Source organism: Pseudoalteromonas obscura, from assembly GCF_030135505.1.
Lineage (GTDB): Bacteria > Pseudomonadota > Gammaproteobacteria > Enterobacterales > Alteromonadaceae > Pseudoalteromonas > Pseudoalteromonas obscura.
The window spans coordinates 187,219-207,414 of record NZ_JASJUT010000013.1; the positions used below are offsets into that span (position 1 = coordinate 187,219).

Genomic DNA, 20,196 nt, shown 5'->3' on the forward strand with positions numbered 1-20,196 from the left:
CTTGTATAAGTTATTAATATCTAAATTAGAACGGCATTTTGAAGCCTGGAGGCATTTGCATACCGCCGGTTACTTCAGACATACGCTTTTGCGTTTCTTCACCAACACGACGTACTGCATCATTTACTGCTGCCGCGAGTAAATCTTCGATCATGTCTTTGTCATCTTCCATCAGACTTTCATCAATTTCTACACGACGGACATTGTGGCTACCAAGCATAGTTACTTTTACAAGGCCAGCACCTGCTTCACCTGTTACTTCTAAGCTTTTGATTTCTTCTTGGGCTTTTTCCATGCGCTCTTGCATTTGCTGAGCTTGCTTCATGATATTGCCCATTCCACCTTTAAACATAGTGTGCTCTCTTACTTCAATAATTTAATTGGCTAAAAGATAAGGGCTATTGTAACCAATTACAATGCCTTTACCGATTTTTCGTTGACCACTGCATCAAACTCAGCAACCATAGTTTGGATGATCGGATCTGAATTGACAGCATCAACCGCTTCTAGGTAGCGCTGTTGATCAATTTCTTGTTGGATCAAAAACGGTGTTGCCTGTACCTTGTCGATAAATTCCATTCTCAATTCTACTGGCTCATTTAATGTCAGAGAAAAAGACTGTTGCAATTTATCACGCAACATCGGGGAGTCTAAATGCTGTTGACTTTGTTCCGCTTGCAATACGCAAACGCTCCCTTGTTTTTCATACATGGCATGCAAAGCAAATTGCCTGACTCGACCACTCAATGCCATCTTTTCAATCAAGTTTGCCCAGTCATCTTTTTCATAGGCAAATTTTAAACTGCTTATTGGGCTTGTAAAGTTTTCAGGAATAGGCATTTCAATGACATGTTCCTGTACTTCTTCTTTTACGGGTTGAGGAGATAGTTGCTCCAGCAACTCAGGCGCAAGCTTACTCTCATCTTTTTTAAATCGCTCCGTAATTTCAACTTTCTTTGGACGACTTGGCGGCTCACTGCGGGGGACATTCGCTACCGCTGGCTGATCACTGAGATTTGATATAGCCTGAGATTGTTCCACTTTAGTTCTCGATACCGGTATATCACGATTTGTATTACTACTGATATTTGACGGTGGCAATTGCCCCTGAGTATCGCGATTGCTTGATTCAAGCTTTTTTGGCGTATCATTGCCTCCAAGCAATTTGCCTGCACCAGAGATTTGTCTGTTCTGTAAGATTTTTGCGATAGCAGATTGTGCTTGTCCTTGCTTTTGTGCATATAGCTGCCCAGTTGGAGCTTCACTTTGCACTGTGTTCTGAACTTCTGAATTATCGCTAGAGTAACTCGGCTGCTGAGCGTGTTCATTAAATCCCTGCGCAGCTGCCTGTGCCATAATGTCATTGTACTGTTGCTCATACTCAGGCATAGCACTTTGTACCGGCGGTGCAGAATCCAACTTTGCTGACTCTGGCGTCCTAACGGATTGTCCCGCTGCTGCATTTGCACGCTCCTGCGGGGGCTGAAGCTGTGTATTCTGAGATGTTGGCACCTGTGCTGGTGCAGCTTGAACCGGAACCGACTGCGGTGTATGTGATATTTGTGAGGCCTGAGTTTCCGTAGTCAGTGATGATTCTACCGGTGACAGATCCGCTAGCTGTGTCTGTGATATATTGCTAGACGCAGCTTGTGACTGCTCAGAATTAACTACATGCGGCTCGATAACTGTTTTTTTTTGATTGTTGTTTAGTATATCCCGCAAAGCACCTGCTTTAGATTTTTTTGCCACAGGCTGACTTGTTGACGCAGTCTGCATTGGCGCATTTGATTGTGCAAAATCGCTACCTTCGAACGCGAGTAGCCTAAGCATAACCATTTCGAAACCCAGCTTTGCGTCTGGCGCCCAATTTAAATCCTTTTTACCAGTCAAAAGCAATTGATATAGCAACTGCGCTGTTTGCGCTGAGATTTGCTCTGCCAATGTTTTCACTTGTTGTTGATCAAACTGGCCTACATGAGCTGCTTGCGGTACCAATTGAGTAAGCTGGATAACATGCAAAAGAGCGATTAAATCATCTATCACACTAACAAAGTTTCCGTTTTTAAGTGCAATATTGTCAATCTCTGCCATCAATGCATTGCCATCTTGGCAAAGCACCGCACTCATTAATAGCATCGCATGAGCGCTGTCCATAAGCCCCAACATTTGCTGAACCGCATTGACTGTCAAATGACCATTTGTTTGCGCAATAGCTTGATCAGTCAAGCTTAACGCATCACGCATACTGCCATCTGCAGCTTTTGCTAAAATATGTAATGCCTCTTCTTCAAATTGAAAGTTTTCTTGAGGCAATATCTTTGATAGTTGCTCTACAATTTGGCCTTTAGCCATTGCATTTAAATTAAATTGCAAACACCGAGACAATATCGTAATAGGTAACTTTTGAGGATCGGTGGTAGCAAGCAGAAATTTGACATGTTCAGGAGGTTCTTCCAATGTCTTTAGCAGAGCGTTAAAACTATGCTTTGACAACATGTGAACCTCGTCAATTAAGTACACTTTATAACGCCCACGAGTCGGGGCGTACTGAACATTGTCTAAAATCTCTCGAGTATCTTCGACTTTTGTTCTTGAAGCCGCATCAATTTCAATCAAGTCTATAAACTTGCCTGACTCAATTTCTTCACACGTCCCACATTGGCCGCAAGGCGTGGAAGATATGCCTAACTCACAGTTCAGGCTTTTTGCAAAGATCCTAGCAATAGTCGTTTTGCCCACCCCCCGGGTGCCAGTAAATAAATAAGCATGGTGTAACCTTTGCTCATTCAAGGCATTAATCAATGCCTGCTTTACGTGTTCCTGACCCATCATTTCATGGAATGACTGTGGTCGCCACTTTCTTGCTAAGACCTGATAGCTCATTAATGTTACTCGCCGTCGAACTCTACTAATTTTAGAATATTAATACCTAATGCGGCAACACGCTCTTCACCGCCCAATTCTGGCAATGAAATAACAAAGGCAGCATCGGTTGCAGTACCACCTAAACGTGAAACTAACTTTGCTGTTGCTTCAATGGTGCCACCTGTAGCCAACAAATCATCAACAAGTAATACCTTGTCACCTTCTTCAATAGCATCTTTATGCAGTTCTAATGTGTCTTCACCATACTCTAGTTGATAAGATTGGCTAATAACTTCTCTCGGTAATTTGCCTGGCTTTCTGACAGGTATAAAAGGGATACCAAGCGCTAGTGCTAAGGGCGCACCAAAAATAAACCCGCGAGATTCAGTACCAATGATTTTATCAAAGCCTTGGCCTTTGTACGCATCAATAAATGCATCCATTGTCGCTTGAAAGGCTTCTGGGCTGGCGAGTAAAGTTGTTACATCTCTAAACATAATGCCTGCTTTTGGATAGTCAGGTACTGTAGCGATGCTATTTTTGATCAAAGACAAATTTTGTTGTGTCATAATCGTTCGTTTTTCAGATTTATTTTAGAAAGGAGATGATTATAACAAGAAAGGATCGAGTTTAAATGGCAATGGAGAAAAATCGAAGAAAAAACGCTAAAGGGCTCAATAAATGGGCCAATCTAGATGAAGAAGTGACCCACGAATTAAATTTCACCCTCTATAGGAGGATAATCTAGCCTTTAACTTCCTAAAGTCATCCAACCAAGGATCGCATTTAGACATCCAACAAAAACAAAGCAGACCAAAAAAGCAAAAAAGTACTTCACATTGAATGGATCTTTACGTTTAGTATCTGACATAAGGGTTACCTTAAAAAATATAGCCTTGACCCTATTAAAGGAAAAACAAGGAGTTAGCACGATTCGCAGCTATATAATAATAGAACTTAAGCTTTCAATAAAGTTGAACTGTCGACTTTATCAACAACAATACCCAACTGTGTAAACTGCTGTAGGGTTTGCAAAGCGCCTACTTCAAGCTGCTTAGCTGTAAATCCAGGTATTTGCTCAGACAATTGAGTGCTAAGTTGGGATACCGATATGCCAGGGCTTAGCTCAATGCTAGCCAGCAGTAGGTTTGTCATCGGGTTGAGGGCAATAAATCGCGTTTCTTCATCTGAGTCTCTATACACAACAAAGCTAAAAGGTCCCCCTTCAGGCTCAGTTGGTTGGAAATCAATTTGTATCTGATGCACTGGGTAAGTATATTGCACACATTGAGCAACACTCGATAAATATAGCGGGACGGACTCGTCAATATCTTCCTCAAAAAGGCCATCACCTTGTGCGCGCTTTAATATCGAGACATTCAGTTCAACCCACTCATAATGAGCCAATTCGTACATAAAAGTAGGATCTGTTTCGGTGGTGTTATACTCTTCGTCTAAATATCTTAAAAACTCCTGACTGATCTCCAAAAAGTATGGCGTTTCACATTTGTGTTGAGCAAAAAACTGCCTAACCAGAGCCAGCCAATCATCGTTATCGTATAAGCTTTTCAGAACGGGAAATGCGGAAGCAATAAACCCTTCAACATTATTGAAGAATAGTTCTCTGTAAACTTGCATTCTTCGGTCTTCGACATCAGACGGCTTTTCAAAGTTTTGAGGGTCCTTGATATGCGCGACAAAATCAGCTTGCACTTGATGAAACGACATTAGGCAATACCCCTTTGTTCATTCTGATGTAATAATTGCGCTTGATGAATTTGTTCTACTTCTGTAAGCAACTCGTTCATTGGAGGAAGATTAAAATCCCGCTCAAGTAAAGTTGGGAACACGCCATGGATATTGTACGCTTTTTGCAGAAGTTGCCACACTGGATCACATACCTCAGCGCCATGTGTATCGATCAGTAAATCTTGTGCTTCAACATAGTGCCCTGCGATATGCCCATATGCAATGCGCTCAGATGGTAATGCGGCAAGAAAAGCTTCAGCATCGTAGCCATGGTTAATGGAGTTCACATAAATATTGTTTACATCTAAAAGTAAATCACAGTCTGCCTCTTGCAAAACCGCAAGGGTAAAATCTATTTCACTCATCTCTTGACCAGGGGCCGCGTAATAAGAAACGTTTTCTACAGCTATTCGCCTCTCAAGGCGGTTTTGTACTTCAGCGATCCGTTTTGCTGTATGTAATACTGCCTCTTCTGTAAATGGAATGGGCATCAAGTCATACATGTGCCCATTGCCCGAACAATAGCTGAGATGTTCGCTATAGCACTTGATATCATGCTGATCAAAAAATACTTTAAGTTCAGCTATAAACTTAGTGTCAAGTGCGTCACAAGAACCTAGTGATAACGATAGTCCATGACAAACAAAATTATGCTGCTCGGTTAAACGAGCAAACTGAGCTGCAAACTTTCCGCCTAGCGTCATCCAGTTTTCTGGAGCCACTTCATAAAAATCTACAGTCGTTGGAGGGGCACTGAGTACATCATCGAGCATTTCTCTGCGCAGCCCTAGCCCTACATTGCCAAAAGTATCTTTCGTTATCACGTTGTCAGTTCCTATCTCTACAAAGTAGCCAAATTTAGTTTAGTGGCTACCACCACATTTACCTTCGCCGCATTTACCTTCTTTATTTTTTGTACTGCCGCCACACTTGCCTTCGCCGCACTTACCTTCTTTACTTTTTGCGCCGCCACATTTACCTTCGCCGCACTTACCTTCTTTGCTCTTTGCGCCACCGCATTTACCTTCGCCGCATTTGCCTTCTTTGCTCTTTGCGCCGCCACATTTACCTTCGCCGCACTTACCTTCTTTGCTTTTAGCATCACCGCCACATTTGCCTTCGCCGCACTTGCCTTCTTTATTTTTAGCATCACCGCCACATTTGCCTTCTCCGCACTTACCTTCACTCGCATCTAGTTGATAACCAGCTGTGAGTACTTCGTACGAAAATGGGTTTGCATTTGCTTCACTTGACGCAAGTGCTGCCGTGCTCGCAACTGCAGCTGTTAATGTTAACGCTAAGGAATTTTTCTTTACTGTATTCATCGTTATTTCTCTCAATCATTAATTCGGGTTCGTTTAATAGACCCTATTACCTAAAAACTAATTTCAAAGTTTTTCTATTTTGAGTGTAGAGCCACACAAATGGGCAGTTAGTGTATGAGGAACAGATAAGATTTATATTAATAATTCGCTCCATCTCATATAGAATAGCGCGAATTTTATTTTGGTGCAGTACTGATGAAACTTATATTGGCCCCAATGGAGGGCGTTGTCGACTTTAAAATGCGTGAATTACTGACAGATCTCGGTGGGTTTGACCTTTGTGTCACCGAGTTTGTTCGAGTTGTTGACTTAACATTGCCAAGAAGAGTATTCGTGCGCTACTGCCCAGAATTGCTGAACGGTGGTTTTACCCGTGCAGGAACACCTGTAAGGATCCAATTGTTAGGGCAAGTACCACACGTACTCGCAGCCAATGCCCGAAAAGCTGTTAAACTGGGATCTCACGGTATTGACCTCAATTTTGGCTGCCCAGCAAAAACAGTAAATAAAAGTAAAGGCGGTGCCGTTTTACTTAAAGAGCCCGAACAAATCTACCAAATCATCAAATCTGTTAGAGAAGCGGTCCCAGAAGAACACGTTGTCAGCGCAAAAATTAGATTGGGCTTTGATGATGACGCCAACAGTACCGAGATTGTAGATGCCGTGCAAAGCGCAGGTGCATCAAGCTTAGCTATTCACGCAAGAACAAAACGAGATGGTTATCGACCCCCAGCATACTGGGAGAAGATCCCGCCATTGCTCAAACGACTCTCCATACCTGTTGTTGCCAATGGTGAAATATGGCAAGTAGAAGATGCTCTAAGATGCCAACAGCAAAGTCAATGTGAAGATCTTATGCTTGGTCGAGGCGCACTCGCAACACCCGACTTAGCTGCAAAAATCAAAGCACATGTTAGCAATAGAATATACCGTCCCCTGAGCTGGCAAGAAGTTGTGTACCATATTCTCAACTCATCGATGCATCAGGACGAGAATGTCAGCGAAAAGTATTTTTCTGCGCGAACCAAACAATGGTTAGGCTACTTAAAGTTACAATATCCTGAAGCACATTGTTTATTTGAAGAAATTAAACGTTTAAAAACAAAATCAGATGTAGTTACCGTGCTTCAGAAATACGCAAAATCTCCGTCACTTGATTCAAATCATAACATCTAACTGATTGCATTAGATAATGGGCATTCAGAGGAGAACCTGCCCATGAATGAAAATCTACTAAAGCAATGCCAAGTAAAATTACGGAACGAGCTTGTTCAGACTAGAACAAGCTTTATCCAAGACTTAAAAACCAACACGAATCCAGTTATTCTAGAACTCGCGGAAGTGCTAGAAAGTACGTCACCGACAGACTGGATAGATAGTATCAATGAGAAGATTTGCCCAAGCCAGTTCCCTAGCTACCAGCGGCTTGTGCAAATTGAAGCAGCATTGTGTCAAATCGACATCGGTCAATTTGGTTTTTGTTGTGATTGCGAACAAGAAATTGAAGACCCCCTTTTAGAGCAAGATCCGGCTACCCAAAGATGCAGTCAATGCAGCCCCGCAAAAGTTCTTACAGATGCTTAAAATGAGGTAAATAGGCCAGTGTTGTAGCTGGGAAAAATACAATATTTTTTAGTAACGCATAGGCTTGCGCTTCATCTATCACTAAACGTGATTGTAACCTATGCATTGCTTGCTGTTGAGACCAAGCAAACATATGTACACCAATGTCCACCTCTGCGAGCGTCGCCGCAATAGACAGTTGCTCTTTATTTAGTAAAGATCCACACTCTGATACCGTTTTACGAATATTGATAAATAGATCTCGCCAATTCATACCAGCAACAGGCTTGCACTTATCACCCAGCAGACTCAATGCCATTGGCCTTGATAGCAATTCTTCATTGGCTTGCCAATTAAAGCGAATTGGTTCGGAAATTTTCTGTGTTGTCTGACTCAAAACGTCCGCCAGTTCGTGAGGCGCATATACAATCCCGGTATAGTAATTTAGTTTGCTCTGATACCACTCTTTTCCGTTCGGGTGTTGAGATAAACCGACCCCTGAACGGGTATTGTAATTGTGTAAATAGCGCGCTAGTTCGCGAACGGCTTTACTATTGTAAGATGTGGATTCTAGATAAGATAAAATCTGTGCCTTTTCAATACGCGATAGTAAAATTTTACTTTCTCTACCCGTTTTCAGTTTCAACTTTACCAGAGATAACCAAGCATCTATTTCTTCGTGAGAAAAGTGTTTTACCGCCGACTCTAGCACATTAATTTGGGCAGGCCATATCAGATACCGCTCCGGATATCGCTGCTGAATTTGGAGGTAGGCGTATGTGTGTTCATTATCAAGACTAAGGTTTGTATGGTCGAGGTTTTCAAGTAACGTATGACGACGAGATAAGTAGGCTTCATCGAAAGGCATAACCTTCTCAACAACTGCATTCGTGCTACCAGCAGAAAACCAATTCAAAGCACGGATTTGCTTATCAAATTGCGCTAGATTAATCGTTTCTTTAGGATCGCTGCAAGCACCTAAGCACATCGTTAAACTCAACACAGTTGCTATACCAAGACTTCTCAACATCAAATCTCCACTTCGTAAGTATTTAAAGAGATCGCCACACAATGGAATGCATAGCATAGTTTACGCAAACTTTTCGACAGGAATATGTTTTGAATCAAACTTTAGTTACAAGCAATAAAAAAGCCCCTTTCGGGGCTTTTAAATTAAAGACTGATGCCTTTACGCTGTGCTTTTTCTTTAATGAATGCAGCCCAGCTGCGAGCAAACCTGCGTGTTTTAGGATCTTCTTGAGCCTTCATAATTGCACGGTATGCTTGCTTGTACTTCTCTTGATAAAGATAAGCTTCAGCCAAATCAGAGTAGATAGTACCCTTCTTCTTCGAGCCAAGCTCAAGCGCTTTGTTTAAACGAACAACAGCAGCTGCATACTGAAGGTCTTGTAGCAATAAGCTACCAGCCTTTCTGTACATCTCTGGGTCGTCATCAAACTTTGCTGCTTCTTCGTAGTACTTCGCTGCTTTGTCAATGTTCTTCGCTTGGTGGAAGTAACTTGCCGTCGCAGTCACATTTTGCTTTGTACGCTCAATGTGTTTGTTTTTGATAGCCGTTTCAAACGTACTAGCCGCTTTAAAAGGTATCTCATTCAATGAGTAGTAACTACCAAGGATCTTGTAGTGGTTCTCTTTATCAAAATAGCCCTTGTCATATGCAATCTCCATCACAGTTTGACCTTTACGGTACTGTTCTGTCTGCATATAGAATGAACCAAGTTGAGTCCAAACCTGCTTATCTTCTGGGAAGATTTTAACAAGAGTTTCGGCAACACTAACAGCGTTCTGATACTGCTTCAGTTCAAAATATGAACCGATTTTTAGCATGTAATAGGACTTGTTAGGTTCTTCTTTATTTAAAGCAATCGCTTGGTCAGCAGGCTCGATTACATCAGCAAACTTTTTAAGCTCGTAGTTTGCTTGAGCAATACGACCATAAACTTTAGGGTCTTGTTCACCCGTAAAGTCCATCCAGTCGTAATAAGCTTTTTTAGCACCTTCATACTGCTCAGTACCAATTAATAGGTCACCAAGTAACTTTAATAGATCAGCATGATCTTTAAAGTTAAGTACATCAGGGCCTACTGCTTGACGAATATACTTGATAGCCGTCTTATACTCTTCTTTCTGAGCATAAAGGTTACCCAAGTAACGATTAACCGTAGCCTTATCAAAATCGTCAGACGCATCGATTTCAAGAAGTAAAGTGATTGCTTCGTCAACTTTATCTTCGTTGTATAGGTCAAATGCTTTGATGACCTTTTTACCAACACGCTCACCCATGACTTTAGTCTTAGCACTTTTGCGCGCTTCGATCTTTGCTGGATCTGGCGCTGCAAATGCTGCGGTGCTTAGAGCACCGCCAGCTATAGACATCATCAGAGCAAGAGCTGTTGCTTTTGACATTTGCTTCATATCTTACTCCTTAGTCCTGGTTAAGGTTGAAATCAAGTTGAACCTGAATACCAAATTGTTTCTGTGGTTTACCATCAACAATCTTTGGTCTGTACTTCCACTTACGAAGTGCACGTTGCGCTTCGCGGTTGAAAATACGCTTAGGTTCAGCTGCGATAATTTTAATATCTTCTACGCCACCCAGCTCATTGATTGTAAATTCAAGCTGTACCCAGCCTTCTTTACCATCACGCGCTGCTTGTGGCGGGTATTTAGGTTCAATACGAACGATAGGTGTTGCTTCACCATCACGACCGAAATCACCAGGGCCACTTAGACCACCTGCCGTACCACCAATACTGATGCTAGGCATGTTAAAACCAATTGCACCAGCAGCAGGGTTTGAGTTCTCTGGCTGTGGCGGCTGCGGTTTAGGCGGCTGCTTAGGCGGTGGAGGAGGTGGAGGCGGTACACGCTTCCTCTCCTGCACATCTGATTCAGGCGGATTCGACATAATCTCGACTATGATCTCTTCTTTTTGGTTGTCTGCCCTTTCAGCTCCACCGGAGATGAGGTAAGACATAAAGAAGAATAAGCCGAAAGTTACTGCCCCACCTGCGAGAAGTGAAAACAGAAATCGAATCATTACTTAGCTCCAGCTATTGAAATCTTCAGTCCATCATCAGTTGCCTTGATCTGGTCCATTACCTTCACAACAACACCGTGCTTAGCGCCTTTATCCGCTTGGATAATGACAGTCTCAGTTTGTTGTTCAGCCAATAGGTTCTCAAGGTTAGCGCTTACACGCTCAACATCGACTTGACGCTTGTCCATCCAAATCTCACCGTTTTCACGGATAGCGATAAAGATGTTTGCATTTTTCTTAGTTTGAGCCTGTGCAGCTTTTGGCTTTTTAACTTCAATGCCTGCCTCTTTAACAAAAGAGGTAGTTACGATGAAGAAGATCAACATGATGAATACGATGTCAAGCATCGGCGTCATATCTACTGCTGCTTCTTCTTCTTCACGAAAACGCTGTTTACGTGCCATATTTATATCTCTCTCTAGTGATGTGGCAAGCTATCGATAAGTTTTTCTTTAGCCATTTTTGCTCTCGCTTCTAGGCGAGTGCTAAAGAATACACCAGATAGTGCCGCAACCATTCCAGCCATTGTTGGTATCGTTGCCATTGAAATGCCTGATGCCATCAAACGCGGGTTACCAGTACCTTGTGTAGCCATGGTTTCGAATACCGAAATCATACCTGTAACTGTACCTAGTAGACCGATTAATGGACACATTGCAACCAATGTCTTGATAATCAACATACGCTCATCTAATTTTTCAGACGCTTCAGAAACCCATGCTTCACGGATTCTGTGTGCGTACCAAGATGTAGTATCTTGGCGGGCATCCCATTTAGCTACAATCCCCTTATGCATTCTAGGGAATTCAACTAATAGGAACCAATAGCGCTCAATCATTAATACCCACATAAGAAAGAGTGCCATCGCGACAACGAACAGTACGTCGCCGCCTGTAGCAACAAAATCCCTGATAGATTCCCACGTCTCCACCAGGACTAGCATTATGCTTTCTCCTTCTCCGCGTGCGCAGCAACGATACCCGCGCTTTGCTCGTCAAGAACGTGTAGGATTGATTTACTACGACCTGCTACAATAGCGTGAAGTAGGATTAGTGGTAGCGCAGCAATTAGACCAAGAGCGGTTGTAACAAGTGCTAGAGAGATGTTACCTGCCATGATCTTCGGATCACCAGTACCGAATAGAGTAATTGATTCGAACGTTAAGATCATACCAACAACCGTACCTAGTAGACCTAGTAGCGGTGCGATAGCAGCAAGGATCTTGATGATGTTGATACCAGCTTCGATGCGAGGCGTTTCACGTAGAATAGCTTCGTCAAGTTTAAGCTCAAGGTTTTCAACGTCTTGGTTCTTATTGTCATGGTAAACTTTCAAGATACGACCAAGTGGGTTGTTGTCACTTGGGTTGTTCGCATTCTTGATTTGCGATTTGATTTTCGCACCAACAAGCATAAGGTCAACGAAACGTACAAGTGCGATTAATGCACCTAGCGCTAACAATGCTGTGATGATGTAACCAACCGTGTCACCTTGGTGCCAACGCTCTTCTGGAGTTGCTTTCTGCGTGTTTAGACGAAGAATTGCGCCGCGAGTTGGGTCAACTACGAAAGGTACGTAGCTGCTAGCTTGCGTGTTAAGAAGGTCGCCAATTGTAGCAACAACGTTTGATGCAGGCTGCTTACCTAGAGGAACAATTGATTTGTTCTCTGCATCGTAAACAACATAACCGTCTTGAGTGATTAGGTTGAAGTTACCGATACGAGTAACAGGCTTAACATTGATGTCACCGCTTAATTCAGCTACTTCAGCTTCGAAAGTAGATGTCTTAGCAGATTCAGTCATTTCAGTTTGGAAAGCAATCCAAAGCTCTTCTAGTTCACGTGTAGTTGGAAGCTCTTTAGCTGCTGCTAGAGAACGAAGAACTTCTGCACGTCCTGGCTTTTCAGCACTTACGATTGACGCTTCGATTGAACCGATAGCATCTGCCGCTGAACGACGTACAACACCGAACATCTCACCAAGAGTACCCTGTGCGTTTACTAGCTCAGTTTCTTTCTCAGAAAGAGTGATTTCGTTTTGCTTGAATTGCTTGTTAAGACGCTCACCACGTGCTTTTTCAGCAGCAAGGTCACGCTTAGCTTTGTTTAGTAGAGCCTGCTTGTCAGCACGCTCAGACAAGAATTCTTGCTCACGAGCTTTGTTAATTTTACCTTCAGAGATACGGTTCTGTTTAACTTGCTCAAGGATCTTGTCTAGTGCTTCAGTGTTTGCATGTGCATTCAACGCGGCACCAGCAGAAACTGTTAATGCTGCAGCAACTGCAAAACCTTTAAATAGCTTCTTCATGTTTTATTACTCCGCGCCGAAAATAGGAAGTTTAACTAGTTCAGGGGCAGCCTGACCACGTGCAATACGGATCATGTCTTTAATAGGCTTAAGATATTCTTCACCTAGTGATTGCCACTGCTTTGCACTGTTGTCCCAAACCCATGCATTCTTTTGATCGAATGACTGAGCAACATATGCAATACGACCTAGACGTGCGAAGTCAACGTTGATATTTTTACCGTCGATTTCCAGTGAACCTTGAGAAGCAGTCATTGCAGTACCGTAAGCAGTTTCAACTGTGTATGCTTCAAGTACCTGACGATATTTCTCAGAAGTGGTTACTTTTGCGTTAGATAGTGTTTCACGTAGTCTTTCAACACGCTCTAAACGCTTCTCTGTATCAAACGGGACGTCCGCTTTGATGAATTGCTCGAGTGTATCAATCATGCGATACATCAAAGGCACAACGTCTTGCTTAGTTTTATCAACTGTTGCGATCTGACGCTCTAGAGACTCAATATTTGCATTTTGGTCCGCTACCAAACGTGCAACGTGGTCGTTGTATACTTTTAGAAGCTCTGTTTCATCTACAGTAGTACGATATTCAGCGATCATATCGATAGACTGACCGTAAATTTTATCAACTTTTTCTTGAGACTTTTGAGCAGCCTTTTGAGTTTGCTGACCTACTTTCTGTATGTCATTCAAAGGATCTGCCATCACATTGCTGCTTGCAAATGCTGCTGCGCCAAATAACGCTGAAGCTACAAGACTCTTTCTGATTTTAACAGACATAGTTCCCAACCAATTAAGTAATGTTACTTTTATAATTTTTGCACTCAACTAAAGAAGAGTACCCCGGATACCTTTTTAGAAGTATCAACCGTGCAATAATGCTAAATGCATTTGCCCATGTCAACTTCATGTTTAAAACTAATTTTGCGATAGTACTTCTAATAACTTGAAATAAAACATTGCATTAACAACAAAACAAAGAAAAAAAACTTAAATCACTTACTTTTCATACACAAAGCAACTTAATTAACAATTTATTACAGTTAAAAATTAACCAAGTTTTGTTTTCATCTACATTAAAAATCATCAGTTTGGCTTTATTTTTCATTGCGTTAGAATATTTTCGCAGGAAAAAAGAATTGCATATAACACAATATTATCAGCCCCTGAAATTTTTTTTACTTTGCAAATATTCACATAACGCAATGATCTGACGACGGAATTCATCTAAAAACAGTGATAAATGATACCCATCAACCAATCCATGATGTACCTCTATTGCTACGGATAAGCTATTTTTCTCCTTGTTAAATTTACCAAAAACAACTTTAGGGATGCCTAAATTATCCCCATTATGACGAGCATGCTTGAATCCATATACCTCAAACCAAGGTAATATAGAAACATAAACTCGATCGACAGCATCACTTTGAGACATAAATTCTTCATTTAGTAATCGCTGTTTTAGCCCTCGCTGCTTATTAGCTTGGTTCTTTGTGACAAATTCATCAATGGAATCGCAGTTTTCTAACAAAATAAATCTGAAAGTTTTGTTCTCTGCCAAGAATGTACTACTAATTGCTACGTCATCAATTTCTACAGGGGCACTATCAACAATGCGCAAACGCATAAAGTCGCATGCTCTCAGCGTTTGTGTTAAGCAGTATAGATAACAATCCGAAAAAGGCAGCTTTGCCTCTTGTGCATCTACATATAAAGAATGAGTATCAAGAGAAGTGACAACATTAAAGTTTGGGTCATCGAATTGCTGATAAAACTGAAAATGCTCAGCTCGTTCCCAAGTAGTTAGATTTATTTTTTTCATAAATACAGCGACAAAAAAAGGGCGATAATCGCCCTCTATTATAGCTGCAATACTAATCTATCACAGCCCATTTTCGATGATTTCTAATGCAAGCTCATCCGCGATAACATGGGTAGATTTTTGTTCGTCGTCTGAACGCTTAAATATTTCCGCTAGCGTATCAAAAATGCCTTCAACATGTTTTGTTGCTAGTGCTTCATCATAGCCTTCAGGTTTTGTTTCGTAATAAACATTAATGATGCCACCCGCATTGATAACATAATCAGGAGCATAAAGAACTCCTTTTTCTCGCAGCACATCACCATGTCTAGGCTCTGCTAATTGGTTGTTAGCACAACCAGCAATGATTGAGGCCTTGATACGAGGGATAGTCTCATCATTTACAGTCGCACCCAAAGCACAAGGAGCATAAACATCTACATCTAGGTCATAGATTTCGTCAATTGCTACAGCGGTTGCATTGAAGTCGTTCACTACGCGCGCAACTGAAGCTTCATTAATGTCAGTCACAAAAAGCTGTGCGCCTGCTTCGTGTAAATACTTACATAAACTATAAGCAACAGCACCCAGACCTTGAACAGAGACTTTTACGCCAGATAGGTCTTGATGACCATGTTTGTGTTGATAAGCCGCTTTGATGCCCAAAAACGTACCTAGTGCAGTAAATGGTGAAGGGTTACCACTTTTACCCTCAAGACCAAGTACATAGTTGGTTTCTTTATGCATCATCATCACATCACCAGTTGTGATGTTTACATCTTCTGCAGAGTAATAGCTACCACCTAGTCTTTCTAAGTGTTTTCCAAATGCTCTGAATAAAGCTTCAGACTTGACTGTTTTTGCATCGCCAATGATCACCGACTTGCCGCCACCAAACGGAAGACGTGCAACAGCATTTTTGTATGTCATGCCTTTTGAAAGACGTAAAACATCGTAAACTGCATCTTGATCTTCTGCATAATCCCATAGGCGACAACCGCCTACAGCCGGCCCCAACTTAGTATTATGTACTGCGATAATCGCTTTTAAACCCGATTTTTCATCAGAACAAAACACAACTTGTTCATGGTTATCAAATTCAACTTGGTTAAATACAGCCACTTTGATTATTCTCCGATTATTGTCTGACCATGTCAGATAGCGCTGAAATTGGCCTGACTCTATCATTAACCCATTAGTCAATCCAGCAAATGAGATGATCTAAGCTGAACATCTCACCATCACACATAAACAATCCAATATAAAAAACAAATAGGAAAGTTCAATCCAATATAGATTAACTTATAAACATATTTAATTATAAATACCTCTTTAATTCACACTTTCTGTTTACGTAAACGTAAACAAAGAATCTCTTGTAAGTATAAATTTACACGCCAAATATGCTTAAATTTCACTCAGAATTTTAAACTATTAAATGTTTCATACGTAACCAATTGACCGATTCAATTTTGCATATAATATACAAAGAGCCGTATCGGCAAATTAAATAATAATATTAAGAGTTCAAAAGGATATTTAAATGAAAGTAAAGTTAGTAAAAAAAGAACTTAAAACACTCTCGGATAATGATGTAAAGATGGATAAAACCATGTTTGTGGCTGGCGGTACTGGGGGCCCTCCGGGGATCCCTGGGATTACAGGTACTCCTCGATGTGCAAAAATAACGCCTGGTAGTCAAATGTGCTAATAACAGTAGCATCGGCAGGCTGAGATTAGAACAGCCTGCCTTTTGAAGAAATTAGCTTAATTTACTATCAAGCTCTTCAATTTTTGCTTTCCAGATAGCAGGCCCTTGAGTATGTGCATTTGCACCTTCACTATCTACAGCTACTGTTACAGGCATATCTTCCACTTCAAACTCATAAATTGCTTCCATACCTAAATCTTCAAAAGCAACAACACGAGATTTCTTAATCGCTTTCGCAACCAAATAAGCAGCACCACCTACAGCCATCAAATATACAGCCTTGTTTTGCTTGATAGACTCTACAGTTGCTGGGCCACGCTCTGCTTTACCTATCATACCAACAAGCCCTGTTTTCTCTAACATTAAGTCAGTGAACTTATCCATACGCGTAGAAGTTGTCGGGCCAGCAGGACCTACCACCTCATCACCCACCGCATCAACAGGACCAACGTAATAAATAAACTTATTAGTAAAGTCCACACCTTCCGGTAAGCCTTCTCCTGAATTAATCATTTCTTGCAGGCGCTTGTGAGCAGCATCTCGACCAGTTAAAATTTTACCTGATAACAATACTGTTTCACCCATCTTCCAATCTTGGATATCATCTTTAGTCAATGTGTCTAAGTTTACGCGACGCGTATCTTCGCCCACTTCCCAAGTCACTTCAGGCCAATCTTCTAGTTTTGGCGCTTTAAGATCTGCAGGGCCAGATCCATCAAGCGTGAAATGTACGTGACGAGTAGCAGCACAGTTCGGGATCATAACTACAGGCTTTGATGCTGCATGAGTAGGTGCAGTTTTGATCTTTACATCAACAACCGTCGTCAAGCCACCAAGGCCCTGGGCACCAATACCTAGTTTATTCGCTCTTTCAAAGATTTCTAAACGTAGCTTTTCTTCCGCTGTCTCAGCACCACGCTCTTGAAGGTCATGAATATCTACCGGGTCCATCAGGGATTCTTTAGCTAAAACGGCTGCTTTTTCCGCTGTTCCACCAATGCCAATGCCAATCATGCCCGGTGGACACCAGCCTGCCCCCATTGTTGGTAACGTTTTTTCGACCCAAGCAGCAACGTCATCCGATGGATTTAACATCGCCATTTTAGTTTTATTCTCAGAACCACCACCTTTAGCAGCGATCATCACTTCAACCTCAGCACCAGGGACTAAATCTACATGTACCACAGATGGCGTGTTGTCTTTTGTATTCTTACGGCTACCAGCAGGATCTGCAACGATTGAAGCGCGCAATGGGTTGTCTGGGTTTGTATAGGCGCGACGTGTGCCTTCATCAACCATCTGTTGTACAGTTAAATCCGTTTTGTCCCATTTTACGTCCATACCCACTTTTACAAAGCAGGTAACAATACCCGTATCTTGGCAAAGTGGACGCTTGCCTTCAGCTGACATACGCGAGTTGATCAGGATTTGTGCAATTGCATCTTTAGCGGCTTTGCTTTGCTCATTGTTATAAGCTTTTTCTAATGCTTGTACAAAATCAAGAGGATGGTAAAAAGAGATATATTGTAACGCATCTTCAATGCTATCAATAAAATCTTGCTGACGGATAATGCTCATGACGGTTCCTTTATTAGCCACTTAATCTAACTAAATGGCATGTTCTTGATAAGTAGTACTATGCTAACGAATAACCAGTAATACTGCGAGTAAGTCACAAAATCTTTGGGTGCCCCTATTTTGCTCAACCAAACCCCAGTATGAATATGGTTATGAGTTATCACTTCACTACTCTATAGATTCATTTCTAATTATGATAACCTCCTCGCCCGTTTCGGGCTAGTTTTCAGGGTCAAGTAAATGATAAATGCACAGAATAATTGCATTGCCGTTGACATTTCACTCTCAACCGTTGAAGTTTTTGAACAAATTGCAACTCAACATCACGCTATTCTTTTAGATTCTAGTAACGCAGCGCACGAGAATAGTCGTTTTGACATTATCAGCTTTGCGCCAGCACATGTACTAGAAGCTAAAAACGGACGAGTTTATATAGATGACGTTGAGCAACAGCAGAGTATATTTGAAATACTACAACATCATTTAGATAAACTTTGCTCACAGCGCATTCATACACTGCCTTTTTGCGGCGGATGGCTTGGTTATTTTGGTTACGACTTAGGCCGGTATATCGAATCCTTGCCTTCGCATGCCACATCGGATATTTCACTTCCCGACATGTCTGCTGGTCTCTATCTTGACGCCCTGATTTACGACAACAAGCAGGCACAATGGTTTTATGTGTCTCAGCCGGACGTGAATCGGCTTGAGCGGTATATGAGTTTAATTGCGAACAATGCCGAGCACCATCAGTTTGAATTGTGTAGCGATTGGCAATCTAATATGACCAAGCAAGAATATCAAAGCAAGTTTCAGCGTATTCAAGACTACCTATTGAGCGGTGATTGTTACCAAATTAACCTAGCGCAAAGGTTCAGTGCGCAGTTCAGAGGCTCTCCATGGGCAGCTTACAAAAAATTAAGGCAACACAATAAGGCACCATTTTCTGCATATTTCAATTTAGGCAATAATTCAGCCATCGTTTCTGTTTCGCCCGAGAGATTTATATCTGTACGCCAAAGGCAAGTTGAAACAAAACCAATAAAAGGTACATTACCGCGCTTAACTGACCAACAAGCAGACAATGAACAAGCACTCAAGTTACAAAATAGCAGTAAAGATCGTGCTGAAAACGTAATGATTGTCGACTTGCTTCGCAATGACTTAGGTAAAGTTGCAAAACCAGGTTCCGTCAGCGTACCTAAGCTATTCGACATAGAAAGTTTCCCTGCAGTTCATCATCTCGTCAGTACTGTGACTTGTGAACTCGCCGAAGGTAAAAAAGCCGTTGATCAACTACACGCTGCGTTTCCAGGGGGCTCAATTACAGGCGCACCGAAAATTAGAGCGATGGAGATAATAGAAGAGCTTGAACCCCATCGCAGAAGTGCGTACTGTGGTTCTATGGGTTACCTAAGCGCCTGTGGCGATATGGATACCTCCATTACAATTCGTACCTTGGTGTGTGAGGAGCAAAAAATCTATTGCTGGGCTGGAGGCGGGATTGTCGCCGATTCAGAACTCGAAGCTGAGTATCAAGAAACCTATCACAAGGTCAATAAAATTTTACCAATACTGCAATGAAACTCGATCATTTAATTAGTAGTTTTAGACTATCTCCTTTTGCTGCTTCCAATAAGACACTGCAGGGAGTTCAAAGTGCCGTTTTAGTACCGCTCGTTGAAGTAGAAGGCAGTGCGCACATATTACTGTGTAAACGTAACGCCAGCTTGAGAGCACATCCAAGCCAAATTTGTTTTCCTGGCGGAAAAGTAGAGCAACATGATAGTTCAGCTGAAGATACCGCCCTTAGAGAAACCTTCGAGGAAATTAGCCTCGCTAGAGAGCAAGTCACAACGCTTGGTCAGCTGCCAACACACAGCTCCTTGAGCGGATTTCATATTACTCCGGTCGTAGCGCGAGTGCAAAATTCAGCCACTTGGCAACAAACCAGTAGTGAAGTCGACAGCGTATTTACGGTTTCTTTAAGCGCTTTAATGGACCCTAATCAATGGCAGAGCTACCCTTGTCAAATTCGTGGCAACACCATAAATATCAATGGATTCATGACTTCACATGGTCTTTTGTGGGGGGCGACTGCAAGCATTATAAAAAAATTAACCAAGTCGCTTTCGTAAACTCATTACAATTGTCAAATTTCCATCCAATAACGGGTTACTTCTGCAATAATTAACGTTATTATGTGCGCCCGTTCAGAGGCAATGATGAGTAAATT

21 protein-coding genes are annotated in these 20,196 nt (G+C 41.8%); 5 read left to right on the top strand and 16 right to left on the bottom strand.

Annotated elements, in window-relative coordinates; all coding sequences use genetic code 11:
- Nucleotides 1-25: 25 nt before the first annotated feature.
- The 6 genes from QNM18_RS23585 to QNM18_RS23610 form a co-directional block, all read right to left on the bottom strand.
- Entirely contained in the window at nt 26-352 is a 327-nt protein-coding gene (locus QNM18_RS23585; RefSeq protein WP_010368987.1) for a YbaB/EbfC family nucleoid-associated protein, read from the bottom strand.
- Between the two features lie 59 nt (nt 353-411).
- On the bottom strand, nt 412-2,883 hold the full coding sequence (gene dnaX, locus QNM18_RS23590; RefSeq protein WP_284138604.1) for a DNA polymerase III subunit gamma/tau: 2,472 nt from the start codon (nt 2,881-2,883) through the stop codon (nt 412-414).
- Between the two features lie 5 nt (nt 2,884-2,888).
- A complete protein-coding gene (gene apt / locus QNM18_RS23595) occupies nt 2,889-3,434 on the bottom strand; it encodes an adenine phosphoribosyltransferase (RefSeq protein WP_211008904.1) in 546 nt (181 codons plus the stop codon).
- Nucleotides 3,435-3,822: 388 nt separating this feature from the next.
- Nucleotides 3,823-4,593, bottom strand: a complete 771-nt coding sequence (locus QNM18_RS23600) for an HvfC family RiPP maturation protein (protein WP_284138605.1) — start codon at nt 4,591-4,593, stop codon at nt 3,823-3,825.
- Complete coding sequence (locus QNM18_RS23605; protein WP_284138606.1) at nt 4,593-5,438, bottom strand: HvfB family MNIO-type RiPP peptide maturase; 846 nt, start codon at nt 5,436-5,438, stop codon at nt 4,593-4,595. Before QNM18_RS23605 ends, QNM18_RS23600 begins: the two co-directional genes overlap by 1 nt.
- Nucleotides 5,439-5,477: 39 nt before the next feature.
- Nucleotides 5,478-5,939, bottom strand: coding sequence for an HvfA family oxazolone/thioamide-modified RiPP metallophore (locus QNM18_RS23610; RefSeq protein ID WP_211008902.1), 462 nt, complete (start codon nt 5,937-5,939; stop codon nt 5,478-5,480).
- Nucleotides 5,940-6,134: 195 nt separating this feature from the next.
- Here QNM18_RS23610 and QNM18_RS23615 point away from each other — a divergent pair, with 195 nt between their 5' ends.
- Together QNM18_RS23615 and QNM18_RS23620 are read left to right on the top strand one after the other, a co-directional pair.
- Complete coding sequence (locus QNM18_RS23615) at nt 6,135-7,115, top strand: tRNA-dihydrouridine synthase (RefSeq protein WP_284138607.1); 981 nt, start codon at nt 6,135-6,137, stop codon at nt 7,113-7,115.
- Nucleotides 7,116-7,157: 42 nt separating this feature from the next.
- Nucleotides 7,158-7,523: a conjugal transfer protein TraR gene (locus QNM18_RS23620; protein WP_284138608.1), complete on the top strand. Its 366-nt coding sequence runs from the start codon at nt 7,158-7,160 to the stop codon at nt 7,521-7,523.
- Here the strand turns inward: QNM18_RS23620 and QNM18_RS23625 are convergent.
- From QNM18_RS23625 to QNM18_RS23665, 9 genes are all read right to left on the bottom strand, one after another.
- Complete coding sequence (locus QNM18_RS23625; RefSeq protein WP_284138609.1) at nt 7,510-8,532, bottom strand: hypothetical protein; 1,023 nt, start codon at nt 8,530-8,532, stop codon at nt 7,510-7,512. The two genes, QNM18_RS23620 and QNM18_RS23625, sit on opposite strands and share 14 nt — an antisense overlap.
- Nucleotides 8,533-8,675: 143 nt before the next feature.
- Nucleotides 8,676-9,938 (bottom strand): tetratricopeptide repeat protein, encoded by a 1,263-nt coding sequence (locus QNM18_RS23630; protein ID WP_211008898.1) that lies wholly within the window; start codon nt 9,936-9,938, stop codon nt 8,676-8,678.
- Between the two features lie 10 nt (nt 9,939-9,948).
- Nucleotides 9,949-10,563 carry an energy transducer TonB gene (locus tag QNM18_RS23635; protein WP_211008897.1) on the bottom strand — a complete coding sequence of 205 codons (615 nt, stop codon included), beginning with the start codon at nt 10,561-10,563 and terminating at the stop codon, nt 9,949-9,951.
- Nucleotides 10,563-10,967: an ExbD/TolR family protein gene (locus QNM18_RS23640; RefSeq protein WP_023402250.1), complete on the bottom strand. Its 405-nt coding sequence runs from the start codon at nt 10,965-10,967 to the stop codon at nt 10,563-10,565. Before QNM18_RS23640 ends, QNM18_RS23635 begins: the two co-directional genes overlap by 1 nt.
- 14 nt (nt 10,968-10,981) lie before the next feature.
- Nucleotides 10,982-11,506 (bottom strand): MotA/TolQ/ExbB proton channel family protein, encoded by a 525-nt coding sequence (locus QNM18_RS23645; RefSeq protein ID WP_023402251.1) that lies wholly within the window; start codon nt 11,504-11,506, stop codon nt 10,982-10,984.
- Nucleotides 11,506-12,870, bottom strand: coding sequence for a MotA/TolQ/ExbB proton channel family protein (locus QNM18_RS23650; protein ID WP_211008896.1), 1,365 nt, complete (start codon nt 12,868-12,870; stop codon nt 11,506-11,508). Before QNM18_RS23650 ends, QNM18_RS23645 begins: the two co-directional genes overlap by 1 nt.
- Nucleotides 12,871-12,876: 6 nt before the next feature.
- Nucleotides 12,877-13,647: a DUF3450 domain-containing protein gene (locus QNM18_RS23655; RefSeq protein WP_023402253.1), complete on the bottom strand. Its 771-nt coding sequence runs from the start codon at nt 13,645-13,647 to the stop codon at nt 12,877-12,879.
- 379 nt (nt 13,648-14,026) lie between these two features.
- On the bottom strand, nt 14,027-14,692 hold the full coding sequence (locus QNM18_RS23660) for a CatA-like O-acetyltransferase (RefSeq protein ID WP_211008895.1): 666 nt from the start codon (nt 14,690-14,692) through the stop codon (nt 14,027-14,029).
- A gap of 60 nt (nt 14,693-14,752) precedes the next feature.
- Nucleotides 14,753-15,793 carry a Leu/Phe/Val dehydrogenase gene (locus tag QNM18_RS23665; RefSeq protein WP_284138615.1) on the bottom strand — a complete coding sequence of 347 codons (1,041 nt, stop codon included), beginning with the start codon at nt 15,791-15,793 and terminating at the stop codon, nt 14,753-14,755.
- 421 nt (nt 15,794-16,214) lie between these two features.
- Between QNM18_RS23665 and QNM18_RS23670 the strand changes: the two genes are divergently transcribed.
- Nucleotides 16,215-16,382 carry a hypothetical protein gene (locus QNM18_RS23670; RefSeq protein ID WP_284138610.1) on the top strand — a complete coding sequence of 56 codons (168 nt, stop codon included), beginning with the start codon at nt 16,215-16,217 and terminating at the stop codon, nt 16,380-16,382.
- Between the two features lie 51 nt (nt 16,383-16,433).
- Here the strand turns inward: QNM18_RS23670 and QNM18_RS23675 are convergent, their stop codons facing one another.
- The gene (locus tag QNM18_RS23675; protein ID WP_211008892.1) at nt 16,434-17,960 is read right to left on the bottom strand and encodes a fumarate hydratase; all 1,527 of its coding nucleotides are present in this window, start codon (nt 17,958-17,960) and stop codon (nt 16,434-16,436) included.
- Nucleotides 17,961-18,200: 240 nt separating this feature from the next.
- On the opposite strand from QNM18_RS23675, the gene pabB reads away from it, so the two are divergent.
- Nucleotides 18,201-19,544, top strand: coding sequence for an aminodeoxychorismate synthase component I (gene pabB / locus QNM18_RS23680; protein ID WP_284138611.1), 1,344 nt, complete (start codon nt 18,201-18,203; stop codon nt 19,542-19,544).
- Nucleotides 19,541-20,098, top strand: coding sequence for a CoA pyrophosphatase (locus QNM18_RS23685; RefSeq protein ID WP_211008890.1), 558 nt, complete (start codon nt 19,541-19,543; stop codon nt 20,096-20,098). Before pabB ends, QNM18_RS23685 begins: the two co-directional genes overlap by 4 nt.
- The last annotated feature ends 98 nt before the right edge of the window (nt 20,099-20,196 follow it).